General features: G+C 36.2%; 25 protein-coding genes, 2 tRNA genes and 1 pseudogene. 4 read left to right on the forward strand and 24 right to left on the reverse strand.

Annotated elements, in window-relative coordinates; all coding sequences use genetic code 11:
* Positions 1–4 precede the first annotated feature (4 nt).
* On the forward strand, positions 5–1,396 hold the full coding sequence (argH, locus tag EJN67_RS03850; RefSeq protein WP_129722650.1) for an argininosuccinate lyase: 1,392 nt from the start codon (positions 5–7) through the stop codon (positions 1,394–1,396).
* 15 nt (positions 1,397–1,411) lie between these two features.
* Here argH and EJN67_RS03855 read toward each other — a convergent pair whose 3' ends face one another.
* The 6 genes from EJN67_RS03855 to yunB form a co-directional block, all read right to left on the reverse strand.
* Positions 1,412–2,659, reverse strand: coding sequence for a glutamate-5-semialdehyde dehydrogenase (locus EJN67_RS03855; protein ID WP_129722653.1), 1,248 nt, complete (start codon positions 2,657–2,659; stop codon positions 1,412–1,414).
* 27 nt (positions 2,660–2,686) lie between these two features.
* Positions 2,687–3,265, reverse strand: a complete 579-nt coding sequence (locus EJN67_RS03860) for a hypothetical protein (RefSeq protein ID WP_129722655.1) — start codon at positions 3,263–3,265, stop codon at positions 2,687–2,689.
* 68 nt (positions 3,266–3,333) lie between these two features.
* Complete coding sequence (locus tag EJN67_RS03865) at positions 3,334–3,909, reverse strand: hypothetical protein (protein ID WP_129722658.1); 576 nt, start codon at positions 3,907–3,909, stop codon at positions 3,334–3,336.
* Between the two features lie 21 nt (positions 3,910–3,930).
* Entirely contained in the window at positions 3,931–4,206 is a 276-nt protein-coding gene (locus EJN67_RS03870; RefSeq protein ID WP_165000716.1) for an ATP cone domain-containing protein, read from the reverse strand.
* A 69-nt stretch (positions 4,207–4,275) separates the two neighbouring features.
* Positions 4,276–5,004, reverse strand: coding sequence for a YebC/PmpR family DNA-binding transcriptional regulator (locus tag EJN67_RS03875; RefSeq protein WP_129722663.1), 729 nt, complete (start codon positions 5,002–5,004; stop codon positions 4,276–4,278).
* Between the two features lie 80 nt (positions 5,005–5,084).
* Positions 5,085–5,756 (reverse strand): sporulation protein YunB, encoded by a 672-nt coding sequence (yunB, locus tag EJN67_RS03880; RefSeq protein ID WP_129722666.1) that lies wholly within the window; start codon positions 5,754–5,756, stop codon positions 5,085–5,087.
* Positions 5,757–5,987: 231 nt separating this feature from the next.
* On the opposite strand from yunB, the gene EJN67_RS03885 reads away from it, so the two are divergent.
* Entirely contained in the window at positions 5,988–8,906 is a 2,919-nt protein-coding gene (locus EJN67_RS03885) for a transglycosylase domain-containing protein (protein ID WP_129722671.1), read from the forward strand.
* A 33-nt stretch (positions 8,907–8,939) separates the two neighbouring features.
* Here the strand turns inward: EJN67_RS03885 and spoVAE are convergent, their stop codons facing one another.
* From spoVAE to EJN67_RS03940, 12 genes are all read right to left on the reverse strand, one after another.
* Positions 8,940–9,296 (reverse strand): stage V sporulation protein AE, encoded by a 357-nt coding sequence (gene spoVAE / locus EJN67_RS03890; protein ID WP_129722674.1) that lies wholly within the window; start codon positions 9,294–9,296, stop codon positions 8,940–8,942.
* Between the two features lie 4 nt (positions 9,297–9,300).
* Positions 9,301–10,317 carry a stage V sporulation protein AD gene (gene spoVAD / locus EJN67_RS03895; RefSeq protein ID WP_129722677.1) on the reverse strand — a complete coding sequence of 339 codons (1,017 nt, stop codon included), beginning with the start codon at positions 10,315–10,317 and terminating at the stop codon, positions 9,301–9,303.
* A gap of 6 nt (positions 10,318–10,323) precedes the next feature.
* On the reverse strand, positions 10,324–10,779 hold the full coding sequence (gene spoVAC, locus EJN67_RS03900; protein ID WP_129722749.1) for a stage V sporulation protein AC: 456 nt from the start codon (positions 10,777–10,779) through the stop codon (positions 10,324–10,326).
* Between the two features lie 76 nt (positions 10,780–10,855).
* A complete protein-coding gene (locus EJN67_RS03905; RefSeq protein ID WP_129722679.1) occupies positions 10,856–11,278 on the reverse strand; it encodes a stage V sporulation protein AB in 423 nt (140 codons plus the stop codon).
* Complete coding sequence (locus EJN67_RS03910) at positions 11,275–11,889, reverse strand: stage V sporulation protein AA (RefSeq protein ID WP_165000717.1); 615 nt, start codon at positions 11,887–11,889, stop codon at positions 11,275–11,277. Before EJN67_RS03910 ends, EJN67_RS03905 begins: the two co-directional genes overlap by 4 nt.
* The gene (locus tag EJN67_RS13985) at positions 11,858–12,043 is read right to left on the reverse strand and encodes a hypothetical protein (RefSeq protein WP_165000718.1); all 186 of its coding nucleotides are present in this window, start codon (positions 12,041–12,043) and stop codon (positions 11,858–11,860) included. Before EJN67_RS13985 ends, EJN67_RS03910 begins: the two co-directional genes overlap by 32 nt.
* A 103-nt stretch (positions 12,044–12,146) precedes the next feature.
* Positions 12,147–12,905, reverse strand: coding sequence for an RNA polymerase sporulation sigma factor SigF (sigF, locus tag EJN67_RS03915; protein ID WP_129722685.1), 759 nt, complete (start codon positions 12,903–12,905; stop codon positions 12,147–12,149).
* Positions 12,905–13,354 (reverse strand): anti-sigma F factor, encoded by a 450-nt coding sequence (spoIIAB, locus tag EJN67_RS03920; RefSeq protein ID WP_129722688.1) that lies wholly within the window; start codon positions 13,352–13,354, stop codon positions 12,905–12,907. Before spoIIAB ends, sigF begins: the two co-directional genes overlap by 1 nt.
* Positions 13,355–13,357: 3 nt before the next feature.
* Positions 13,358–13,705 (reverse strand): anti-sigma F factor antagonist, encoded by a 348-nt coding sequence (gene spoIIAA / locus EJN67_RS03925; protein WP_129722691.1) that lies wholly within the window; start codon positions 13,703–13,705, stop codon positions 13,358–13,360.
* A gap of 165 nt (positions 13,706–13,870) precedes the next feature.
* A complete protein-coding gene (locus tag EJN67_RS03930; RefSeq protein WP_129722694.1) occupies positions 13,871–14,092 on the reverse strand; it encodes a hypothetical protein in 222 nt (73 codons plus the stop codon).
* 128 nt (positions 14,093–14,220) lie between these two features.
* Entirely contained in the window at positions 14,221–14,736 is a 516-nt protein-coding gene (locus EJN67_RS03935; RefSeq protein ID WP_129722697.1) for a hypothetical protein, read from the reverse strand.
* 95 nt (positions 14,737–14,831) lie between these two features.
* On the reverse strand, positions 14,832–16,583 hold the full coding sequence (locus EJN67_RS03940) for an ATP-dependent metallopeptidase FtsH/Yme1/Tma family protein (protein WP_129722700.1): 1,752 nt from the start codon (positions 16,581–16,583) through the stop codon (positions 14,832–14,834).
* A 239-nt stretch (positions 16,584–16,822) separates the two neighbouring features.
* On the opposite strand from EJN67_RS03940, the gene EJN67_RS03945 reads away from it, so the two are divergent.
* A complete protein-coding gene (locus EJN67_RS03945) occupies positions 16,823–19,213 on the forward strand; it encodes a transglycosylase domain-containing protein (RefSeq protein WP_129722703.1) in 2,391 nt (796 codons plus the stop codon).
* Between the two features lie 15 nt (positions 19,214–19,228).
* On the opposite strand, the gene EJN67_RS03950 is transcribed toward EJN67_RS03945, so the two are convergent.
* Positions 19,229–19,912 (reverse strand): tetratricopeptide repeat protein, encoded by a 684-nt coding sequence (locus EJN67_RS03950; protein ID WP_129722706.1) that lies wholly within the window; start codon positions 19,910–19,912, stop codon positions 19,229–19,231.
* A 185-nt stretch (positions 19,913–20,097) separates the two neighbouring features.
* On the opposite strand from EJN67_RS03950, the gene ychF reads away from it, so the two are divergent.
* Complete coding sequence (gene ychF, locus EJN67_RS03955; protein ID WP_129722710.1) at positions 20,098–21,195, forward strand: redox-regulated ATPase YchF; 1,098 nt, start codon at positions 20,098–20,100, stop codon at positions 21,193–21,195.
* A 47-nt stretch (positions 21,196–21,242) separates the two neighbouring features.
* Here ychF and EJN67_RS03960 read toward each other — a convergent pair whose 3' ends face one another.
* The 5 genes and pseudogenes from EJN67_RS03960 to EJN67_RS03985 all read right to left on the reverse strand — a co-directional run bounded on the left by EJN67_RS03960 (position 21,243) and on the right by EJN67_RS03985 (position 23,562).
* Positions 21,243–21,710: a hypothetical protein gene (locus tag EJN67_RS03960; protein WP_129722712.1), complete on the reverse strand. Its 468-nt coding sequence runs from the start codon at positions 21,708–21,710 to the stop codon at positions 21,243–21,245.
* A gap of 42 nt (positions 21,711–21,752) precedes the next feature.
* Positions 21,753–21,950 (reverse strand): PspC domain-containing protein, encoded by a 198-nt coding sequence (locus EJN67_RS03965; RefSeq protein ID WP_129722715.1) that lies wholly within the window; start codon positions 21,948–21,950, stop codon positions 21,753–21,755.
* Positions 21,951–22,118: 168 nt separating this feature from the next.
* Positions 22,119–23,104 (reverse strand): annotated as a pseudogene (locus tag EJN67_RS14520) (reverse transcriptase domain-containing protein); the annotation flags it as partial.
* Between the two features lie 292 nt (positions 23,105–23,396).
* Positions 23,397–23,473: transfer RNA gene (locus EJN67_RS03980), tRNA-Met, on the reverse strand.
* Between the two features lie 13 nt (positions 23,474–23,486).
* Positions 23,487–23,562 (reverse strand) — tRNA-Val (locus tag EJN67_RS03985).
* Between the last annotated feature and the right edge of the window lie 192 nt (positions 23,563–23,754).

Consider the following 23,754-nt stretch of genomic DNA (forward strand, 5'->3'; position numbering starts at 1 on the left):
ATATATGAAATTATGGGGAGGACGTTTTCAAAAAGAAACCGTTGATAAAGTAAACCAATTTAATTCTTCAATAAATTTCGATTATAAACTATATAAGCAGGATATATATGGGAGTATCGCCCATGTACATATGTTGGCTAAACAACATATCATATCCCAGCAGGATAGTATATCTATATGCGATGGGCTCATGGGGATATTGAATGATATAGAAGATGGGAAAATACAATTTGACAGTCAAGCAGAAGACATACACAGCAATATAGAAAGTCTGCTTATAGAGCGCATAGGAGATGTGGGGAAAAAACTACATACTGGTAGAAGTCGTAATGATCAAGTTGCATTAGACACAAGAATGTATGTAAAGGATCAAACAAAGGAAATAATCTACTTGCTAATAGATTTGGAAAAAAACCTACTCTCCATTGCAAATGGGAATAAAAATTCAATAATGCCTGGCTATACACATATGCAAAAGGCTCAGCCCATTACACTATCCCATCATATCCTTGCATACTTTGAAATGTTTAAACGGGATATAGAAAGGCTAAATGACTCCATTTCAAGGGTAGATGTACTTCCCCTTGGTTCTGGGGCCCTAGCCACCACTACATATCCCCTTGACAGATATATGGTAGCTAATAAACTAGGTTTTAAGGAGATCTCTTCAAATAGTCTAGATGCAGTAAGCGACAGGGATTTTGTCATAGAGCTTCTATCATGCTGCTCAATTATAATGATGCACCTTAGCAGATTCTCTGAAGAACTCATCCTATGGTCTACAGATGAGTTTGGGTTTATAGAATTGGATGATGGCTATAGCACCGGAAGCAGCATAATGCCCCAAAAGAAAAATCCTGATGTATTAGAACTTATAAGGGGCAAGACAGGTAGAGTATATGGCAACCTAATAGCTATGCTAACCATCATGAAGGGCTTGCCGCTAGCCTATAATAAGGATATGCAAGAAGATAAAGAGGCCCTATTCGATACTGTGGATACGGTTAAAAACTGCATTGACATATTTAATTGTATGATAACAACAACAACTTTTAACACACAAAATATGCTTAACCAAGCTGCTAAAGGATATATAAATGCCACCGATGCAGCAGATTATCTTGTTAAAAAGGGACTACCATTTAGAGATGCACATAAAGTTATAGGCCATTTAGTATTATATGCCATGGACCAAAACAAGACATTAAATGAGTTGTCAAAGGATGAGTTTAAGAGCTTCTCTCCTATGTTTGATGAAGATATACTAGATACCTTATCACTTGATAAATGTGTAAATGAAAGGAAATTGCCTGGAGGTCCTGCCCCTGTTACTGTTGAAGAATCAATTAAAAGAGGTTATAAATGGATAGAAAAAGCAGAGGAACTCCTCATCTGAGAAGTCCTCTGTTTTTTATTGTCTTATCTGTCCATTACCATATATGACATACTTAGTAGTAGTAAGCTCTTTAAGTCCCATAGGCCCCCTTGCGTGGAGTTTTTGGGTGCTTATACCTATTTCGGCACCAAATCCAAACTGGAATCCATCGGTAAATCTGGTGGAGGCGTTTACATATACCGCTGCAGCATCTACCATATCCAAAAAATAATTGGCAGCAGAATAGTCGTTTGTGACAATGGCCTCAGAATGCCCGGTACCATATTTATTTATATGTTCAACGGCATCATATATATCATCTACTACCTTTATGGACATTATATAATCCAAATATTCGGTATACCAATCCTCTTCATTAGCCGGTTCTACTTGAGGAACTATTTCCATTGTCTTTGCGCAGCCTTTGATTCTTACCCCTTCATGCTTTAGACGATCTACTATTTGGGGCAAAAATATATTAGCCACATCCCTATCTACCAGCAACTTTTCAGCAGCATTACATACCCCAGGCCTTTGAGCCTTTGCATTTACTATTATGTCGCTGGCCATATCAAAACTAGCAGCACTATGAACGTATATATGACAATTTCCTACTCCGGTCTGTATCACAGGGATAGTAGATTCTTCAACTACCGTTTTTATAAGTCCAGCACCCCCCCTTGGTATGAGAGCATCAATGTAATCATTTAAACGCATAAATTTTTTTGTAGTTTCTCTATCCGTATCTTCTATGAGCTGTATGCTCCCACGGGGGATACCATTATCATAGGCCGCCCTTGTCAAAACATCTATAATTGCTTTATTAGAATTGATGGCTTCAGAGCCTCCCTTTAATATAACAGCATTACCTGATTTTATACATAATCCTACAGCATCGGCCGTTACATTTGGCCGTGCCTCATATATAATACCTATTACGCCTAATGGTACCCTTCTTTGCCCTATCATAAGGCCATTAGGACGTTTCCACATTGATACTACCTCTCCTATGGGATCAGGAAGGCTTACTATTTGTCTTAGCCCTTCAGCCATATCATTTAGCCGTTCCTCATTCAATTGCAACCTGTCTACCAAAGCTTCTGCTCTTCCCTTTTGTTTAGCCATTTCAACATCTTTTTTATTGGCCTCTAACACATGATTCATATCTCCTAAAAGGGCATTAGCCATCGCTTTAATGGCATTATCCTTAACATTTGAGGATAGATTTCCTAATACCCTGCTCCCTCTTTTTGCCTGTTCGCCTTTGACTATCAAACTTTCCATATTGAAAATACCCCCAGTACATCTTATCTAACTATCCAGACTTTCAAGCATTGCCTCTACTTCCTCCAAGCTCTCCAATCCTATGCCATTCAGTATATGCATCTTTGTATCATCAGGGAGAAACTCCGTCTTTATATTGGTTTGCTTTATTATATCAAGCTGATCATTTTCTTCATTATATTTATATATAGCAACATATCCTTCTTCATCCCTCACCATATAATGAAGGGGACAATAGCTATCTATCTCCTTTTCGAGAGTAATATCATTCTTGGAAAAGTCCGTAACAATCCAATCACTATAGTTTTTTGCAAGTTCTTCTTTAGTAAGTCCAACAATTTCTTTTGGTGCAACAACCGTCTGAGTTGTTGTGTGCAAACAATAATTATATAATCGTTTGAAATGTATTTTTGCATTTAAGGAAACGGTCTTTGGCGATTGATTGCTGGCAGTAGAATCTGTGGCATTCAGTATAGCATTATTTTCTATATTATCAGGCCTCCTACCTGCAGAAAAACCCCTGTTATAGCCATATAAATATCCTGACACTGTAAGTGCAACTATGACTATAGCAACTAATATACTTACCTTTTTGTTGAGAAACACCATAATCCCTCCATATAAAAATAATTTGGGTTATAGTATTTCCACCTTTTTGTTATTTATACACTCTGTTAGAGATTAAACAATACAAATGCAGTGGATAGTGCCCCTACTGTAGTACCTAGAAAAAGTTCTTTATAGGTATGTCTTTTTAGATTTATCCTGGCCCAAAATACCATTGGAATAACTATTATTGCCCACCATGCATAACCGCCTATATAATATAATATAATCGTCAAAGGACCAGATACCCCACATGCATGACCACTTGCCTTTATCTTTAGTACCAGATTAAAAAAAGAAAGGGTTAGTCCCGAAACTAAGTATGAAAGAAAAATTTTTTTTACTATTTGGGGTGCATCATAGACATAGCACACTATAGTCCCTAGTACATACCCTAAAACTCCCATTATAAATGCCAGTTTACGTTCGCCCTTCCTACCCAATTTTTTTATAGAAGGAATTAAATTTTTAAGAGGATAGGCAAGTATTGGAATAATGACTAAAAAACCAATGCATACAAGATACCAATAGGGATTCACAAATAAATCCCTGTTCATAAAATAAACCCACGTAACTGTAGCTCCCGCCATTATGGGAACTACAGTTAACACACTTATAAACTTGGCCAGCTTTTGTTTTTTCATATATTTTACCACCAACCCACATTAACCTTTAAAACTCTTCTTATATCCATCATATGCCTTTGCAATCTCGATAAAACCAAGTGTATTTAGTTCTCCTATTACTATTTCGTGTATTTTAGATGAGGTTATGGTATCAGTACCAATATTATTTATTGAACGCTCTATTGCATGGGCTACCCTCTCTACATCTCCGTGAGTGAAGGGCATGTTAATTTCATCTGAAACCCTCTCTAGTGTAAGTTTTATCTTATCAATTTCAAAATCTTGCGTTCTTCCGTCCCGTTTTATTACCTTCATATCCATCCCCTCCTAACTAAATTATACCACAAAAAAAGTGGCTGGTCAGCCACAACATAAAATTTATTTTTACTCATCCACCTCTAAGTTATGGTAGATATTTTGTACATCATCATTATCTTCAAGGTTTTCAACAAGAGATAGGACTTTTTCTGATTTTTGTTCATCTAGCTTTACATAATTCTGAGGTATCATCTCAACTGCTGCAGAAATAAATGTATAGCCTGATTCTTCTAATTGGTTACGTACAGATGAAAAATTGCTAGGATCTGTAATGATTTCAAGGGCATCCTCTTCTTCCTTTATATCCTCTGCACCTGCATCAATAGACAACATCATAAGCTCATCTTCATCGATATCATCCGTTCGCTCTATAACTATAAGGCCTTTGCGGTCAAACATCCACGCGACACATCCAGTAGCTCCTAAACTTCCACCACTTCTATCGAAAAGGTGGCGTACTTCGCTTGCTGTACGATTTCTATTATCGGTAAGTGCTTCTATTATAATAGCAACTCCTTCGGGACCATAACCCTCGTATATTACTTCTTCATAATTTACAGAATCCAATTCTCCTGAAGCTTTTTTTATGCTCTTCATTATATTATCATTTGGCATATTAGCAGCCTTTGCCTTGGCAATAACATCTTTTAATCGTGAATTTGTCTCAGGGTCGCTCCCGCCTTCCTTAACTGCAACTGCTATCTCACGACCTAATTTTGTAAATATTTTTCCCCTTTGGGCATCGGTCTTTTCCTTTTTACGTTTTATATTTGCCCATTTTGAATGTCCTGACATACAGATTTTTACCTCCCATTCTGATAAATCTTTTATATAATATCATATCTTTTTACCTATGTAAAGTGTAGTGTTTTTAATTAATCAGCCTTGGGAACTAAGTTTAACACCTTTTCCTTGTCATCTATATTAACATAATAATCCGGCACATTTCCAACTATTATAGTTTCAGTGATAGGTACCCTGGTAGATACATACACTACCTCGCTTGATAATGGCACCACTACCTTTACCTGGGTTTTCATGTCCAGATATATCTTGTGTCTTGTCTGATTTATACCGGCATTTTCAAATTCAGTAGCAAAATCGCTTGATACGGATCCCATGGGTATTATCTTTACTTTTATATTCGGTCCCATACCTGCAAGAAGATTGCTTCCAAAGACCGTACCTAGTGGTATATCTATACCATCATCCCCCAGGGTTGTTATCTCCTGCTGAGCATAACTGGATGCTTGAGCGCCAAGTAAATTCATCTTAACAGTATTTGCCTGTATCATTGCAATATTTCCTTCTTTATCAGTCAATACATTTACAAGATCAGTATAATTAATATCTGATCCTAGGATCTTCTCTACTGAATTATTCATAGCTTGAGTTGCTATATATCTTACCTTTGCCTCCGACATGGCTATAAGGGTATTCTTTATTCCCCTATCTATAAATATAAATATGCCTATACCAGCTAATATTATTAATGTAATAATTATCGGCACCATACCTTTTTTAGCTTTTCTTATTCTTCTTGCCATATTTATCACTTCCCCATTATAATTTATATGCTATAATATATAAAAGCTTTCAATAAAAGAGTATAAAATTATACATGGGCTATCGGATTATATGTAATAAAGGAAGAATAGTGTTAAATACCATATAACTTAATAAATTTTTAATAATATATTAATTCTACAATGAAAGTTAATATGCTATAATAATAACAACTTAAATCTAATAGTTGTATTTTTTAATGGAGGTATGAAATGAGTAGGCAAAAAAAAGAGCCTAAAAAACAGCCTAAGAAGCAATCTAGTTTCCCTTTGGCTGTATTGGTAACTACGCTAAAAATGTTTTTGATTCTTATAGTGCTCATATTCTTTGCAGGATTCGGCGCTGCCCTTGGTGTAGGAAAGGCATACTTGGATTCTACACCCGAACTTGATATATCTAGGATAGAAAATCAAAGTCAAACATCATTTATCTATGATAAGGATGGCAAACTTATAACTGAATATTTTGGTTTTGAAAATAGGGTATGGGCTCCATTAAATGAAATTCCAGACGCTCTTAAAGATGCAGTTATATCCACTGAAGACGTCAGGTTTTATAAGCATCATGGTCTAGACTATAAACGCCTTGCAGGTGCCTTTATCAATAACCTCAAAAACGAGTCCATACAAGGCGGGAGTACTATTACTCAGCAACTTATAAAGCTCAGTATGCTAACACCTGAAAGAACATACAAAAGAAAGATTCAGGAGGCATATTTAGCCTTACAACTTGAAAAAAAATATTCCAAGGATCAGATACTTGAGGCTTACCTAAATATAATTCCCCTTGGTCAATCTAATTATGGAGTAAAAGCAGCAGCAAAGGATTATTTCGGCAAAGAGCTTAAAGATTTAACCTTACGAGAATGTGCAGTACTTGCAGGACTTACACAAAATCCATCTAAATATGATCCAAGGAGAAATTTAACTCCTGTTGAAAAGGGTGGCCGTGCTAAGCCTGAATGGACATATAAAAGAGCGAATACAGTCCTTAAGCGCATGTACCAAAATGGGCGTATATCAGAAGAAGAATACAACAAGGCAAAATTCGATGAAAATAATACCAGCCTTGATAATTCCCAATTGGCGATAAAGGAAAAATCTGAAAATAGAGGTATGTATTCTATGCCATATTTTATAGAATATGCAATATATGACGTTAGGGATAAACTTATGATTCAAAATGGCTGGAAGGGCGATGAAGGACGTAAAAAAGCTGAAAAAATGATATATGCAGGCGGACTAAAGATATATACAACTGTAGACGCTGAAATGCAAAAAAAAGTTGAAGATGCAGTATATAACTATGAAAATTTACCTAAATTTGCAAATGCCAAAGATAATGTAAGTAGCCAGGGCGTACCACAGCCGCAGATTGCAGCAGTTGTGATTGATCAACATACAGGTGAATTACGCGCTATAGTGGGGGGCAAACAACCTCCTGTCGGTAGGCGAGAATTAAACAGGGCATTTATGTCCAAGCTACCCCTTGGTTCATCCATAAAACCTTTGGCAGTATACGGACCTTTCATTGAGGCCGGCTATCCGGGAGGCATTATATTCGAAAACATTCCTATAAAAATTGATGGTTGGAACAGTAAAAGGGGGTATCCAGACAACTACGAAGGCGGAGGCTATACAGGACCCACCGATGTTAGAACTGGAATCAGAAAATCCCTTAACATAGTGGCAGGAAAAATAGTAGCTGAACCAAACCGTTTGGGCCCTCAATATTCTGCTAATAAACTCGTGGAAATGGGAATAGATTCAAATGACATACCAGGCTATCCAGATGATCCTTCCCCTGCAGCATTAGCTCTTGGTACGCATGGGAATAATATGGTAGAAGTAGTAGCTGCATATGCTTCTATTGCCAATAATGGTGTATACCAAGAACCAATATCATTCACACGGGTGCTGGATAAGGATGATAATGAAATCTTAAATACCTCATCACAGATTAAAAGAGTGGTATTTAAAGAAAGCACAGCCTTTATACTAACCGATTGGATGGAAGATGCTGTCCAGCATGGTACTGGTACACGAGCGCGTTTTAAATTTCCTATGCATATAGCTGGTAAAACAGGTACAAATGATAGCTATCGCGGTGTATATTTTGCAGGTTTTACTCCATATTATACGGCATCAGTATGGATTGGGCATGATGATTTTAGACCGTCATTCCGAAAAGGATCTAGCGGTAGTGTCTATGCTGCCCCTTTGTGGCGAGCTATTATGGAGCCTATACATGAAGGGCTGGAAAGTAAACCCTTTTATGACAGTGTTCCCGATGACGTTGTAAAGGTAACAGTATGTGGCATATCCGGTATGTTGCCAAATGGGGATTTATGCAAAGATCATCTGGTAACCGAATATTTCCCTAAAGATGCAGTACCAAAAGAAGTTTGTAACTGGCATAAAAACTTAACTGTATGTAGCGTTTCTGGAAAACTTCCTACTCCTTATTGTCCAGAAGAAAATATAGTAAGCAAACCGGTAATTGTACTACCTAAAGATTCACCATATAGACAATTATCCGATGAGCAACTTCAAAAATATATCCCTGGTGCATTTAGGGATATGATTAATTCGGATATGTTGAGTTACGAAAATGAGCAAGATGCACAATATTTTTGTCCCATCCATAATAAAGCATGGAAGGATAATGAAAATAAAAATAACTCCCTAATCAAACAAGCTCAAGAGCTGATAGAAAAAGTAAAGTCTGAAATGAAAGAGAAGGGTGACAAGATAAGCCCGCAGGATAAATCTAGACTACAGGAGATGATAAATCAGCTAGAACAGAATATAAAAAATGCTATATCACCTTCCTCAGAAAATGGGAATCCGGGGGATAATCCCCCTCCCTTCGATACCAATATAATACAAAACTATATCAATAACTTGAAAAATCTCAGTCAATCAATATTTAGCAAAATAGGAGATAATGAAAATCAAGATAATTCAAACAATCAAAACAATGATCATCAAAACAACAATGGACAAAACGATGCAGATGGTATACCACCTGAACAAAATGAAGATCAGAACATTACACCAAATGATGAGGTAAATATACCAAATAATCGAGGTATTAAAAATAATAAGAGGAACAATAAAAAAGGCTTTTAAACAAAAGCCTTTTTTATTGTTGCATAGGTCTCACTATCTCTTAGTTTTGGGATCGAAAATAAGCGCTATTATATATCCAAATATTATAGCTGCTGTTATACCCCCGGCACCAGCTTTTACTCCGCCAGTAAAAATGCCTAATGCGCCCGATTCTTTTATCTCTTTAATAACACCATTGGCCAATGCATATCCAAATCCAGGCAATGGCACGGTAGCACCGGCTCCGGCAAATTTTACTATAGGATCATATATGCCAATAGCTGTCAATATAACCCCTGCTGTTACAAAGGTTACCAATATTCTTGCAGGGGTTATATTGGTTTTATCTATAAGTATTTGCCCTATAACACATATTATACCTCCTACTACAAATGCCTTTACATATTCCAACGGGCTATTCCCCCCTTCTTTCTATCACTATAGCATGGGCAATTCCAGGTATGGATTCGCCCTGCTGGTTACTGGTAGTACTAAGAAGAGCTCCGGTAGAAGCTATAAGAATTCTATTGTATATTCCTTCGTCCATCTTCTTTAATAAATATCCTGCTAGCACAACAGCCGAACATCCACATCCACTCCCGCCTGCACCTATATCCTGCTCCTGATTATATATTTCACACCCGCAATCTATATACCTGTCTTCTATATCATAGCCTTCTTTTCTAAGCAGTTCTATGGTTAACTGTCTCCCATACCACCCCAAGTCACCTGTTACTATCAAATCATAATGCTGTGGTCCTTGATCCGTATCCTCAAAATGGGCCTTAAATGTACTGGCCGCTGCAGGTGCCATAGCAGCACCCATGTTATTAACATCCTTTATTCCATAATCCACTACCTTACCAGTAGTAACATGAGTAATACAAGGGCCTTCTCCCTCGCTTGATAATATTATGGCACCTGCCCCCGTTACTGTCCATTGCCCTGTAGGTGGCTTTTGATTTCCCATCTCCAGTGGAAAGCGAAATTGCCTTTCAGCAGTACAAAAATGGCTGGATGTGGTACATAATACCGTATCTGCATAACCCCCATCCACTATTATAGAGCCTAAAGACATGGACTCTGTCAAGGTAGAACATGCTCCAAACAGACCGAAAAATGGTACTCCCAATGTCCTTGCTGTAAAATTAGCAGTCATTATCTGATTTAATAAATCTCCTGCAAACATATAATTTATATCGGTTGCCTCTTTATTTGATTTCATAAGGGCTATTTGAGCCGCCTCAAGTACCATCCGACATTCAGTTTTTTCCCAGCTTTTTTCTCCCCATAGATTATCCGGCATAATCTTGTCAAAATACTCACCTAATGGACCTTGAGATTCTTTTTGTCCTACTACAGACGCTCTGCCTATTATGCAAGGCTTATTATCAAGCTTTACTGTTTGTCCACCCAGTCTATGCAATGCCATTTATAATCACCTCCCGAATAGATAATACAAAAGTCCCACTATAGTTGATGTCCCTATTCCATATACTAGTACAGGGCCTGCTATTGAAAACATCTTTGCCCCTACTCCAAATACATAACCTTCCCTTTTAAACTCCATGGCAGGCGATACAATTGAATTTGCAAATCCTGTTATAGGTACTATTGTACCTGCACCTGCCACTTTGGCTATATCATCATATATTCCAAGTCCAGTTAAGAGGGCACTTAAAAATATCAGGATTATAGATGTAAAAGTCCCTGCATCCTGCTTATTTAACCCATAATAATTGATTCCTATATTGGTTATTAACTGGCCTATAGTACATATAAGACCTCCTATAAGGAATGCCATTATACAATTTTTTAATATATTGCTCTTAGGCATGGTAGACTTTACATAATTTTGATATTCCTGATTTATCTTCTGCTGCTTTATATCCATATCAATCGCTCCTAACATAAAATAATCTCTATAGTTAGTATTTTATACACATATGATTTTATTCAATTTTAAACTGCTAATATAAACCAGAAACAGTCCAGTATATTATTGATCCCAATGTTTTTCCAAAAATTATTGCAAATATTCCTATATACAGAAACTTTCTCATGCCCATCCTATCGGCCATGACAGGCATTACATCAAGCATTTCAGCAAGGGCTGATGCAACCATGCCTACAAATATTCCCATGAATAATCCTATAACAGGTGGGAATACATATTTAGTCCAATTTAGCTCTATGTCAAAAAAATAGAATAGTGCAGATATTATTGCACCCAACAATATGGTAAACTCATACCATTTCACACACTTTGAAGAATTGCTTATCTCTATAGATCTTGTAACTATACCAAGTATAGTAAAAAAGGCAACAACTCCTGTTCCCACTACCAATCCTCCTGCAAAGCCTGTTATTATGCAAAACAAATATTTCATCATGTATTTCCTTCCGATCCCTTGTCGGTTTTATAAGATGATACATCTTGGTCATATTTATAAAGCTCAAGCTCCAATGGTCCAGGCTTTTGTTTCTTTTGATGTATTGAAAACACATCAAAAAACACTGCTATACCTATTCCTAATCCTATTGAGTATGGAATACTTATAATTAGAGGGCGCTTAGTTTGCTTTCCTGTAACGAGCCTATATATGGTTTGATGTACAATATCCATATTTACATCGGCATGGAAATACATTATTGCAAGCCCAGCTCCTACAAATAATAATATTGTAGTCAAAGCTACTTTTAGCCATGTAACTATTGGTTTGGTATTATTGTTAGAGGCCTTTTCTACTTCAATCAAAACATCACTTTGCCCTATTATATTTATAGTAGCCTGAGGCACCTGTCTCTTCACTATATCTATTATTTCAATAGATGAAAGGACATAGTCTTGCATAGCTACCTCTGGCAGTATTAATATATTTTCTACCATATCCTTAATCTCCAAGGGACAGCTTATATTAGCAATATCGTTAAGGATTACCGATTCTCCTATTGTTTTTTTTATATTTAACTTAAATTGAATATATATTTCTTGTTCGTTCATACATATCATCCACTTCTACAAATTTTGCACCAGAATAGGTTTTGTTTTGTTTTTCCTCCTTATTGTGAAAAAACCATATGGAACTAAATGCGATAACTGCTACTATACATATAATCATTATTGTTCCAATATATCTTGGCTTTCTTGCAATCACCATTATCACCCTTTTAGATTATTTTTAGAGTTATTATGTGTAAAGGGGAATTTTTTATACAAAGAACAGCAGCATTAAAAAAAGACATCTGATATAGATGTCTTTATAGCATTTCTCTCATCTTTAGAAGAACCTTTTTTTCAATTCTAGATACCTGTACTTGGGATATGCCTAGAACTTTTGCTATGTCACTCTGTGTCTTATCTTGAAAATATCGCATTATTATAATAGTTCGTTCCCTTTTTTCCAATCTTGATAGCATTTCCTTCAATGTTACCCGGTCAAGTATATTGGATACCTGATCCTCATCCTGACTGATCCTATCTATTAAAAGTATGGGATTATCATCATCTTCGTATATGGAATCATATATAGAGGCGGGAGGCCTGTTTGCATCAAGGGCATATACAACATCTTCAGGAGAACTTCCTATCGTTGCTGCAATCTCTTGTATAGTTGGTTCCCTGCAAAACTGTTTTTTTAATTGCTCTTTTGCACTCATGGATTTATTAGCAAGCTCTTTTACTGAACGACTTACCTTTATCATGCCATCATCTCTTAGAAACCTCTTTATCTCGCCCATTATCATGGGAACGGCATATGTAGAAAACTTTACATTATATTTTGCATCATAGTTTTGTATAGCCTTTATAAGTCCTATTACACCTATCTGAAATAGATCATCATATTCATATCCCCTGTTTAAAAATTTTTTGACTATACTCTTTACCAAAGCTATATTCTTTTTTACAAGTATCTCCTTTGCTTCTTCATCCCCTTTTTGTGCCTCTTCTATAAACTTCATAGTCTCTTCATGTGTAAGCAATCTGTTATCATCATCATTTATAAAAGCAGTGCCCATTATACTCGCCCCGTTTCCTCAGCATCGTTGGCAAAATATTTTACCATCTTAATATGGGTACCTTCATTGGGGGAAGAAGTCACCTCCAACTCGTCCATGAAAGTTTCCATAACGGTAAAGCCCATGCCAGATCTTTCTAGTTCCGGTTTAGAGGTATAAAGGGGCTGTTTAGCCTTTTCTATATCTTCTATTCCCTTTCCCTTATCTATTACGTCTATTATGATACCATTGTCAAAAAGTTTTGATTCTATGCTGACATAACCAATAGTATTTTCATATCCATGGATTATGGCATTTGTTACTGCCTCAGATACTGCGGTCTTTATATCCGCAATTTCTTCCAGTGTAGGATCAAGTTGAGCAGCAAAAGCGGCAACAGCTACACGAGCAAAACCTTCATTTTGTGATTTGCTTAAAAATTCCAAACGCATTTGATTTTTTATCTCCATTATTCATCCTACCCCCTTTAATGATTGTAAAGCCTCATCAACCGAGCCATATGCCCTTGTAATCTTAAATAGACCTGAAATTTCAAATATTTTAGTTATGTTTGCATTTAAACCACAAACTAAGATATTTCCTCCCCTTTTAGCCAAAACCTTATATCGCCCTATAAAAACTCCTATGCCTGAACTATCCATAAATCTTAGTCCGCTCAAATCCATAATCATATGTTTTATAGAAGGAGTCTCTATCAAATTATCCAAAGTGGTTCTAACATTCTGGGCGCTATGATGGTCTAATTCGCCACTCATTTTTAAAATGATAGTATCTCCCTTTTGTTTACTTGATATCTGCAACGAAGTACCCTCCTTTTATCTTTTGTTTATAGGATGTCCTCCATTAGTATATTCTTCATACAAATGGATATTCCTTCAACGAATCTTGGCTTATAATGACATGTTTTGTAGAAAAAAGTAAAGCACTCCTTCGTTATAATCTGAAAGAGTGCTTAGCTTTACCGTTCATACCTCAACTTCCTGGATTTCCACCCGTATGGACTGTCGTTTGTTCATATCCTCTAGTATCTTTTTTTCATCAGTCCAATCCCTATACCTTATTCTTTCATCTTGAGTCAGTATAACCTCATCTAGGATTTGCCTGCCTGTTAACGGTTTATTGCTAGTATAGGTTTGCATTATAGGATTATTCTCAATTACTGTTAAAATTGCATAGACGTACTTCATAGGCCCCTCCCTATCATTGGTGTTATCAACAATAATTAGTTTACACTATTAGCTAATAAAATTCAACTATCATATACAACTTCAGGGTATCTATAAAATAACTTCATAGATACCCTGAAACTCCAACATTAATACATTAAATAATCATTATAGCCATATGCATCCCATGGATAAAAACGCCTTCTACGCCTAAATAATTCAGATATAAGTATGATAGCTATAAGATCACGCAGTATTGCCCGTCTTCTTATCACCTGTTGTTCCTCTACATCATTCTCGGATACAGTAACTTCTTCTGTCTTACTTGCATATTCTTCAAGCTCCGGCATATTTTTAACACATATATCATAGCATTCATCTACCATATTTTCTAACAATTGCTGTGAAGGATATGTCATATATAGATTATCCATTTTATCACATACTTGAGCAGCATAGGGATATATCTTATAGTATATGTCAGGATACATGTAATAGCACATCATATCCCCATATCTATAGGACTGCATGTTATCCATCATATAATTTGAATAAATGCCACCGAATGATTGTTGATATTCATATGGATATATACATTGCTGCATATTATATATGGAATTTATATCTTCCTGGCCACCAAGCATATTAAAGTAATCATTTTGCACACAAATCGCCTCCTTAAAATGTGTAACTGATAAAGTATAATCCATAAATATACTATGAAGAATATACATAAGTAGTTACACATTTTTAAAAAAGGCTATGCAATATTCATAATTTCATCTAATTCGTGTTCATCTAGCGTTTCCTTTTTCAAAAGTGCATTGGCTATATTATATAACGCATCCTTGTTTTGAATAAGTTTTCCCATTACCTCTTTGTAAATAATATCCATGTACGCCTTACATTCAGCTATCATATTCATATCTTGAGCTCCCATACCATTTTTATATAATATATCATAATTTAAAAGACCACATCTTTCATTCATTCCGAATCTTCTCACCATATTTATAACTACCTGTGTAGCCTTTTCTAGGTCATTTGAGGCACCGGTTGTTATCCTATCTTTGCCAAAGATCACTTCTTCAGCAGCACGGCCTGCCAAACATATCCTTATATTATTTTCCATATCTGTTTTGTTAAAATACATACTATCTGGAGGTATGTTCATACTAAATCCTGCTGCTCCCTTTGTACTTGGTATTATAGTAACCTTAGATACCCTATTTTTGGGAACCATAAGTTTTGTTATAAGTGCATGACCAGCCTCATGGAAGGCCGTAATCTTTTTATCCATAGACGATATTGCACTTCTATCTTTTTTCTCAGCCCCCGCCACAACAGTATAAAAGGCCCTTTGGATATCCTCCTGTTCTATACAACCACTATCGCGCTTGGCTGCCATTATAGCTGCCTCATTCATCATACTTTCCAGTTTTGCACCACTGAAATATACAGTCTGATGAGCCAATTCATGTAGATCCACATCTTTGCCCATGGGCTTGTCCTGACTATGCAGCTTTAATATTTGAAGGCGTCCCTTTACATCTGGAAGGCCTATCTCTATATGCCTATCAAATCGTCCTGGTCTTAGGAGTGCCTCATCTAAAATATCCAATCTGTTAGTTGCTGCAATAACTACAATACCCTGGCTGTCATTGAATCCTGACATCTCTGCTAAAAGGGCATTTAATGTCTGGTCCCGTTCATCATTGCCGCTACCATCCATGCCACCATCCCTTTTCTTTCCTAAAGCATCAATTTCATCTATAAATATTACACATTTACCCTTTTCTCTAGCTTTTTTAAATAACTCCCTTACGCGGCTGGCTCCTACACCTACATACACTTGTACAAAGTCAGAACCTGAAACTGAATAAAAAGGTACCCCCGCCTCACCTGCTACTGCTTTGGCCATCAATGTCTTACCCGTACCAGGAGGACCATAAAATATGACACCTCGTGGAAGTCGAGCTCCATATTTTGAATATTTTTCAGGATTTTTTATAAAGTCTACTAGATCTCTCATGCTTTCCTTGGCCTCTTCATTCCCTGCCACATCATCAAATCTAATATGCATGGAATTAACAGGGGTTATTTGCATTGAAGATATTCTATTGTTTTTCTGTAACTGTTTAGAACCGTTTTTTGATATAATGGATAATAACATAAATACTATAATACTTCCGCCTATTAAAATAGCAAAATTTCTTATCTGAAACTGACCTCTTGTTTCCTTTACCTCTATATCATGCTTTAGAAGATATTCTTTGAATGCCTCGGTCCTTGGGTTATCGGTTATAAATTTCTTTCCGTTATTATCCTCCAATGTTATAAATGACTCATCATCATTTAGATATACTTTGGAGATTTTCCCTCTGCCAGATGCATCTAAAAAATCATTATATGACATTTTTGATGGAGTTGGTACAAAAAAACCATATAATATATAACTAATGCATACTACCAATATGGTAGCTGTCATTACAATCACACCTTTACGCTTCATAGAGCCCCTCCTTTCATATCATATATACATAATGTTTTAGTTTACATAATATGCACAATGAATATTATATAATATTTTTATTCTTAAGTCTATGGAACTATGTACCATGCCCAGACATCTATATTTACTGTACAAAAAAGATATAAGAAACCAATCTTTGCAATTATTATTGATTAAATAGCAAAATTGCTGTCAATAATAAATCAATATAGAATTAATATACTCAGGAGGGTTTTCTTATGGGGAAGCATTCAAAAAAGCGTTCTTCTATCATAACTAAAATACTGCTTATCCCAATTATCGTCATATTATTGATATGTATAATAACAGCTGCCTACGTTGCTGTAACTATGGATGATTGGGCCAGTTTCGATCCTAAAAAGGTAGAAAACATGGAGCAAACATCATTTATCTATGATTATAAAGATGACGTTATAACGGGCATCCATGGCACACAAAATAGGGTAAATGTATCCCTAAAAGATGTTCCAAAGCATGTACAAAACGCCTTTATTGCAGTCGAAGATGTGCGTTTCTATCAACATCATGGCATTGATATAAAACGTATATTTGGAGCACTTATACAGGATATAAAGGCTAGGGCCCCTGTACAAGGCGGGAGTACTATTACCCAGCAACTTGTAAAACTAAGCCATTTATCGAATAAAAAAACCTTAGATAGAAAGCTACAGGAGGTCTTCCTTGCCCATCAGCTAGAACAAAGATATTCAAAGGATCAAATATTAGAAATGTATCTTAATATTGTATATTTTGGCAATCGTGCCTATGGTATAGAATCAGCAGCTAGAATCTACTTTGGCAAATCAGTAAGTGAATTAAGTATAGCAGAAGGCGCCCTCCTTGCCGGCATACCCAAAAATCCATCAAAATATCCTCCCAACATAAACAAAGAGGCGTCCTTTGCACGAAAAGATCTTATAATCGATTTAATGGTCAAAAATGGCTTTATAGACGCAAAAGAAGGAGAAAAAGCAAAAAAAGAGAAATTAGAATTCATAGAAAAAAAACCTGTTTCCTATCCCCATGGATATTTTTTAGACATGGCATTAAGAGAAGCTGCACAAAAATTAAATGTAAAGGAAGAGGATCTTTTTCATAAGGGATACAGGATATATACTACACTTGATACTAATCTTCAATCCTTTGTAGAAGAGCTCTATAAAAACGAAGAACTTTTCCCCAAAAGCCCAGCATCTGGAGATATATGCGAAAGCGCCTTGGTCATTTTAGATGTTCCCACAGGTGAAATACGATGCATAATGGGTGGAAGGGAATATCCTGAAGATGCCAGAAAAGTATTTAACAGAACTATACAATCCAGACGTCAGCCTGGTTCAACGATAAAACCATTAATTTCCTATGTGCCTGCTATTGAAAATTTCGGTTATACCCCTGTAACTTTTATAAATGACGAACCGGTAAACTACAATGGTTATACCCCTTCAAATTTTGACGGGAAGTTTAGAGGTCCTATAACATTACGGTATGCAGTTGCAAAATCTATTAATATACCCGCTGTAAAAGTGCTTAAGGATATAGGTACTCAAAATGGCATATCTATCGCTGAACGCTTTGGTATTCCCTTTGAAAAAGAAGATCTTAATAATCTATCTATAGCCCTTGGAGGTTTGTCAAAAGGAGTAACTCCAATGGAATTGGCAAGAGCATATATGGTATTAGCCGATAGTGGCACATATAAGGACGTAACTACCATAAGACGTATAGAAGATTCAAATGGAGTCCCTTTATATGAATACCATCCAATGAAGCAACAGGTAATTTCACAGGAGACAGCATTTATAATGAATGATATTCTCCATTCTACTACAGAATGGGGAACGGCTTCAAGGTTGAATTCAGTTAAAATACCCATAGCTGCCAAAACCGGCACTTCCCAGCTTCCAAAAACAGAAAGATTTGCCAATATAAAAGGAACAAAAGATGCATGGATAGCCGCTTATACTCCCCAATATGTTATCACCGTATGGATGGGTTTTGATCAAACAAACAATATCCACTATCTTCCTTCAAATGCTGTAGGAGGAAAATATCCTACAATAATAGCAAAGGAGATATTCGACCATATTTCTAAAGACACGAAAGCCATATGGTTTAAAAAACCTCCTAAAGTAGTAGAAGTAAATTTGGATAAAAAATCTTTAGAAGAATATAAGACGGTAGCCCTTGCTACTTCTCTTACACCAAAAGAATTTATAGTAACAGAATATTTCACCCAAAAAACAGCACCAAAAGAGGATTCTAGCTATTGGACTGCTCCAGAAGCACCACAGAATTTTAATGTTACAATAAATAAAAAAGGTTTTCCATTGATTAGCTTTACTCAAACCCAATCCTTCGCATCATATAATATATATCGTATTGAGCATCAGGGTGATACATCTTCTCCCCTATTAATCCATACCATAAAAGGACAGGAACAGCAAAATATTACATGGGTAGATCAAAGTACATTGCCAAGTAAAAAGTATGGGTATTACATAGTACCGGTACACCCTGAAATAATGAGCAGTAATAAAGCTCTAGAGGGGACATCTACCAATACAATATGGATTGATGTCCCTGTTCCTAAACTACATCTATCTCCATAAAGGCAAACTGAAAACTTAGCTAAGTTCTTTCAGTTTGTCCTCCACCTGCTCTCTGGTTATAGTGCTAAGAGTAGTTATATTACATTCTAGTGCCTTATTAAGCTTTTCTTTGGCTTGCTCAATATCACCCTGATCGGCATATATACAGCCTAGATAGTATAAAGTATCGGCCTGTTCCTCTTTTAAACCTTCCGCTTCTTTAAAATATTTTTTGGCCTTTTCAATATCGCCCATGAAATAATAGGTCTGAGCAAGATTATCAAGTATTACCGGGTCCTCATCATCATAATCAAGGGCTTGTATATTATATTCCAACGCCTTATCTAAGTCACCTTTTTCTATAAGCAAATAACCAAGGGTACCATATACCCTAGAGTTGTTATATTTCCTTTGGACTTCTTCCAACATTTCTATCGCAATATCAATTTCACCCAGTTTCCAATATGCCAAAGATAAATTAGTCTTAGCCATCATCTTAGTATTTTCCTTGGGAGTATTTATAAGTATACCGCTAAATATATCCTTTGCCTTTGCAAATTCTCCTTTTTTAAGCAATAGCACACCATAAGCCAATCTATAATTAGCTTTATCCATCCCTTTTTCCATACCAGATTTATAATACTTTTCAGCCTTGTCAAGCTTTTTTCTAGAATGATTATAGTAACCTAAAAAGCCATACCAATTGCCAACAAAAGACATTATATATTCATCCTTTCCCTGCCCTCGTTTTAAAAAAGATTATGTAAATCATTATAGCACATATTCCCTATAAAAGGTATGCCCACGTAATCCATAGAAATAAGGTTTGTGAACATTGATTATTTGATTTAAATAATATATAATTGGTTATTGTGTAAAGAACTCTTATGTTTGGAGGATTGGAAATGAAACTAGGTATTATGGGTTTACCTAATGTAGGTAAAAGCACCCTTTTTAATGCTATAACCAAGGCGGGAGCACAAGCTGAAAATTACCCTTTTTGCACCATTGAACCTAATGTAGGCGTAGTCCCTGTACCTGATAAGAGATTGGACAAGTTAGCAGAGATGTATAACCCAGAAAAAATTACACCTACATCCATTGAATTTGTAGATATAGCAGGTTTGGTGAAAGGTGCCAGTAAAGGTGAAGGATTGGGCAATAAATTTTTATCCCATATCCGCGAGGTGGACGCAATAGTCCACGTAGTACGTTGCTTTGAGGATGAAAATGTAACCCATGTAGACGGATCTATAGATCCTATTCGAGATATAGAAACTATAAATTTGGAGCTAGTCTTTGCAGATTTGGAAAGTCTTGACAAACAAATATCTAGGGTACAACGATCTGCAAAAAGTGGCGATAAAAAGTATATCGAAGAATTGCAGGTAATGGAGTATATTAAAGAAAATCTAGAAAAAGGAATCCCAGTTCGAAATCTAACATTTTCAGAAGAGCAGCAGGATTTCGTAAGACAACTTTTTATGCTAACATCAAAGCCTATAATATATGCTGCAAATATATCGGAAGATGATATAGAAACTGATGTATACTCCCTCCCATTGGTTAAAAAAGTTATGGAATATGCACAAAAAGAACACGCTAAAGTACTGGTCATATGTGCAAAGATAGAAGAAGAAATCGCACAGCTCGATGATGATGAAAAACAGATGTTTTTAGAAGAGATGGGGATTGAAAGTTCTGGGCTTGACAGACTAATATCTGCATGTTATAGCCTCCTTGGGCTCATAAGTTTCTTAACTGCTGGACCTACAGAAGTAAGGGCTTGGACCATAAAAGAGGGCACCAAAGCTCCCCAGGCTGCCGGCAAAATACACAGCGATTTTGAACGTGGTTTTATTAGGGCAGAAGTAGTGCCATATGATACACTCATATCATTAGGTTCATATAATGCAGCAAAGGAAAAAGGACTGGTACGCTCAGAAGGTAAGGAATATGTAATGCAAGATGGCGATGTAGTAGTTTTTCGATTTAATGTTTAAAAAAGACTTCTTCCAGTGATAACTCAATCAGCACTGGAAGAAGTCTTTTATTCATTTATAGATTTCATATCTATTATAAAATTTTGGTACACTTCAAATTCATACCATTCTTTCGGCTTCACATTTTTTAGTGTCTTATTAGCATCAAAGAGTAACATTTGTTCAATTTCATCATCCGAATCTTCCTTAACCATAATTTCATAGTAAAAAAGTTTATTGTCTTTATACACCGGCTTATTTGATATGCTTTGAATCCGGGCTTTCTTGAGGCGGGAGCGACCCGTAAATAATTCCTTTAAAAATTTATAGTATGTTGCCACTGGAGTACCATAAATACCCCAGAAAAAAATAGATAAACAAATTCCCACTAAAAGTATAATAAGTCCTAATGCATTTTTTGCATATTTAGCAACAAATATTGAACACACTAAAAAAACAGCTAACATAATAAATATCTTTATTGATGTATCCCTTATCTGTGTTTTCGTCTGCATCAAATCCTGTTCTGTATACATATAGCATCCTCCTTTAAATAATCATTGTTATGGAAAAAATATTTACCATTCTTCTAATTTATTTGGCATAGCAAGTGCTATTAAAAAATAAGCCAAAATACCTGCACCATAGATACAGGAAAAAATTATCCAAATAATTCTTATCCAGGTGCTGTCAATGCCAAAAAACTCTGCAAAACCTCCGCAAACACCACAGATTTTTCTATCTTTTCTTGATTTATATAATTTTTTCTCATACATATACATTATCCACCCATCCATTAAGAATTTCCATCTAGTATTTATTATACAATATTAATATATCGTTTGTATAGGAAAATTTCCTACATATCGGGTAGGAGGTAGATAATTATTTTATCTACCGACCTCCCACAGCACCGTACATACGGTTCCGTATACGGCGCTTCTCTAGTTTTCACATCTTTTCAGGTAGTAGTCAGCCATGGACATATAACCAAGGCTGACTATTACTTTATTTGTAAGTACACTATTCAGCATTATTGCTGACCGCCAAATTCCTTTGCGGCAGTTTGCCAGTTCATGTACTTTCCATTCAGGCATGCCAAATTGCTTAATCATTTGGTATCTCGTCTTGATTTTCTTCCATTGTTTCCAATAAATAGCCCTCATTCTACGGCGTAACCATTCATCTGTACTCCTTAGCAGTTGTTTCATGTCTGCCATTACAAAACAATTCACCCATCCTCTTATGAATTGCGTCAATTTCAATGCTCTGTATTCGTTGCCCCATCCGTTACTTCTCGATGTGAGCTCTTTTAACTTTGCTTTCATTTTCGCTATTGATTTAGGATGTACTCTCATTGTAGTGGACTTAATGGTCCGCCTTGAGGCATTCCAACGTCTGTCTTTTCAAATATCCCATTACTGATTACTCCTGCATTAAGATATTTGTGAATAAGCGATATTACTCTGCCATCCTTGATGGTATGTGATAACACTTCAATAAGTTTGCTTTGACACACTGTACCAAAGAATTTCTCTAAATCCATATCTACCACATATACATAACCATCATTAACATTCTGCTGGCATTGCCTCAGTGCATCATGCGCACCTCTAGCTGGACGAAAGCCAAAACTATAATCATAAAACTGTTCCTCAAATATCGGTGATAACACCTGTGTGATTGCCTGTTGAATTACTCTGTCAACCACTGTTGGTATTCCAAGTTTTCTAACCTTGCCTTTTTCCTCTTTGGGTATCTCTACCCTTCTTACCGGATTTGGATGGTATTTCCCATCCTTTATCTGTTGAATCAGTTGCTTTTGGTTATCTTTAAGAAATGTAAAAAGTTCATCTACATTCATCCTATCAACACCGCCTGCCCCTTTGTTGGATTTCACTTTTTTGTACGCATTATTAAGGTTGTTCCTGTCCATCTATCTGCCACATATACATTAGTTAATTCCGAGTAGTTATTGGACTTCAGTTTGTTATGCAACCTTATCCTTAACTAATGCCTGATGTGATTTCTGTTCGTCAGACCAGAGATTTGCCATCCGGCTTCCTTCAGATTCGCAATCACTCGCGACACCCTTGCCATTGGCTATGTCTTTCCCACTACTAGGGCAGACTTGGGACTTCAACCCATTAGATTGTGTCCATGCTGGGCGCACATAAAAAAACCCCCAAATCAATTATGATTTAGAGGTTTCTTTAAAAGTTTGGTTGCGGGGGAAGGATTTGAACCTCCGACCTTCGGGTTATGAGCCCGACGAGCTACCAGACTGCTCCACCCCGCGGCAATATTCTTCATGGTGGGGCATACAGGACTCGAACCTGTGACTTTCACCACGTCAAGATGACACTCTACCAACTGAGTTAATGCCCCATCGCTTACACAACATTCTTATCATAACCCATATTTCAATCTTTGTCAAGATATCTTTTAACTCAGTGTGTGTCAAGTTTTCGTTGGCACCTTTTTCTTCCAGAAAGTCAATCGCTATAATAATCAAGAAAAACATCTTAAATTTTACCATTTACCAAAGTTGTCAAGCCTAAAATGTACTTCGCTACGCTC

It is taken from the genome of Xylanivirga thermophila, from assembly GCF_004138105.1.
In the GTDB taxonomy this organism is placed as follows: Bacteria; Bacillota; Clostridia; order Caldicoprobacterales; family Xylanivirgaceae; genus Xylanivirga; species Xylanivirga thermophila.

Excerpts from the sequence above, each read along its gene's own strand:
- argH (WP_129722650.1), top strand. The coding sequence starts at position 5 with ATGAAATTATGGGGAGGACGTTTTCAAAAAGAAACCGTTGATAAAGTA.
- EJN67_RS03855 (WP_129722653.1), bottom strand. The coding sequence starts at position 2,659 with ATGGAAAGTTTGATAGTCAAAGGCGAACAGGCAAAAAGAGGGAGCAGG.
- EJN67_RS03865 (WP_129722658.1), bottom strand. The coding sequence starts at position 3,909 with ATGAAAAAACAAAAGCTGGCCAAGTTTATAAGTGTGTTAACTGTAGTT.
- EJN67_RS03870 (WP_165000716.1), bottom strand. The coding sequence starts at position 4,206 with ATGAAGGTAATAAAACGGGACGGAAGAACGCAAGATTTTGAAATTGAT.
- EJN67_RS03875 (WP_129722663.1), bottom strand. The coding sequence starts at position 5,004 with ATGTCAGGACATTCAAAATGGGCAAATATAAAACGTAAAAAGGAAAAG.
- yunB (WP_129722666.1), bottom strand. The coding sequence starts at position 5,756 with ATGGCAAGAAGAATAAGAAAAGCTAAAAAAGGTATGGTGCCGATAATT.
- EJN67_RS03885 (WP_129722671.1), top strand. The coding sequence starts at position 5,988 with ATGAGTAGGCAAAAAAAAGAGCCTAAAAAACAGCCTAAGAAGCAATCT.
- spoVAD (WP_129722677.1), bottom strand. The coding sequence starts at position 10,317 with ATGGCATTGCATAGACTGGGTGGACAAACAGTAAAGCTTGATAATAAG.
- spoVAC (WP_129722749.1), bottom strand. The coding sequence starts at position 10,779 with ATGGATATAAAGCAGCAGAAGATAAATCAGGAATATCAAAATTATGTA.
- EJN67_RS03905 (WP_129722679.1), bottom strand. The coding sequence starts at position 11,278 with ATGATGAAATATTTGTTTTGCATAATAACAGGCTTTGCAGGAGGATTG.
- EJN67_RS03910 (WP_165000717.1), bottom strand. The coding sequence starts at position 11,889 with ATGAACGAACAAGAAATATATATTCAATTTAAGTTAAATATAAAAAAA.
- sigF (WP_129722685.1), bottom strand. The coding sequence starts at position 12,905 with ATGGGCACTGCTTTTATAAATGATGATGATAACAGATTGCTTACACAT.
- spoIIAB (WP_129722688.1), bottom strand. The coding sequence starts at position 13,354 with ATGGAGATAAAAAATCAAATGCGTTTGGAATTTTTAAGCAAATCACAA.
- EJN67_RS03930 (WP_129722694.1), bottom strand. The coding sequence starts at position 14,092 with ATGAAGTACGTCTATGCAATTTTAACAGTAATTGAGAATAATCCTATA.
- EJN67_RS03940 (WP_129722700.1), bottom strand. The coding sequence starts at position 16,583 with ATGAAGCGTAAAGGTGTGATTGTAATGACAGCTACCATATTGGTAGTA.
- EJN67_RS03945 (WP_129722703.1), top strand. The coding sequence starts at position 16,823 with ATGGGGAAGCATTCAAAAAAGCGTTCTTCTATCATAACTAAAATACTG.
- EJN67_RS03950 (WP_129722706.1), bottom strand. The coding sequence starts at position 19,912 with ATGTCTTTTGTTGGCAATTGGTATGGCTTTTTAGGTTACTATAATCAT.
- ychF (WP_129722710.1), top strand. The coding sequence starts at position 20,098 with ATGAAACTAGGTATTATGGGTTTACCTAATGTAGGTAAAAGCACCCTT.
- EJN67_RS03960 (WP_129722712.1), bottom strand. The coding sequence starts at position 21,710 with ATGTATACAGAACAGGATTTGATGCAGACGAAAACACAGATAAGGGAT.
- EJN67_RS03965 (WP_129722715.1), bottom strand. The coding sequence starts at position 21,950 with ATGTATGAGAAAAAATTATATAAATCAAGAAAAGATAGAAAAATCTGT.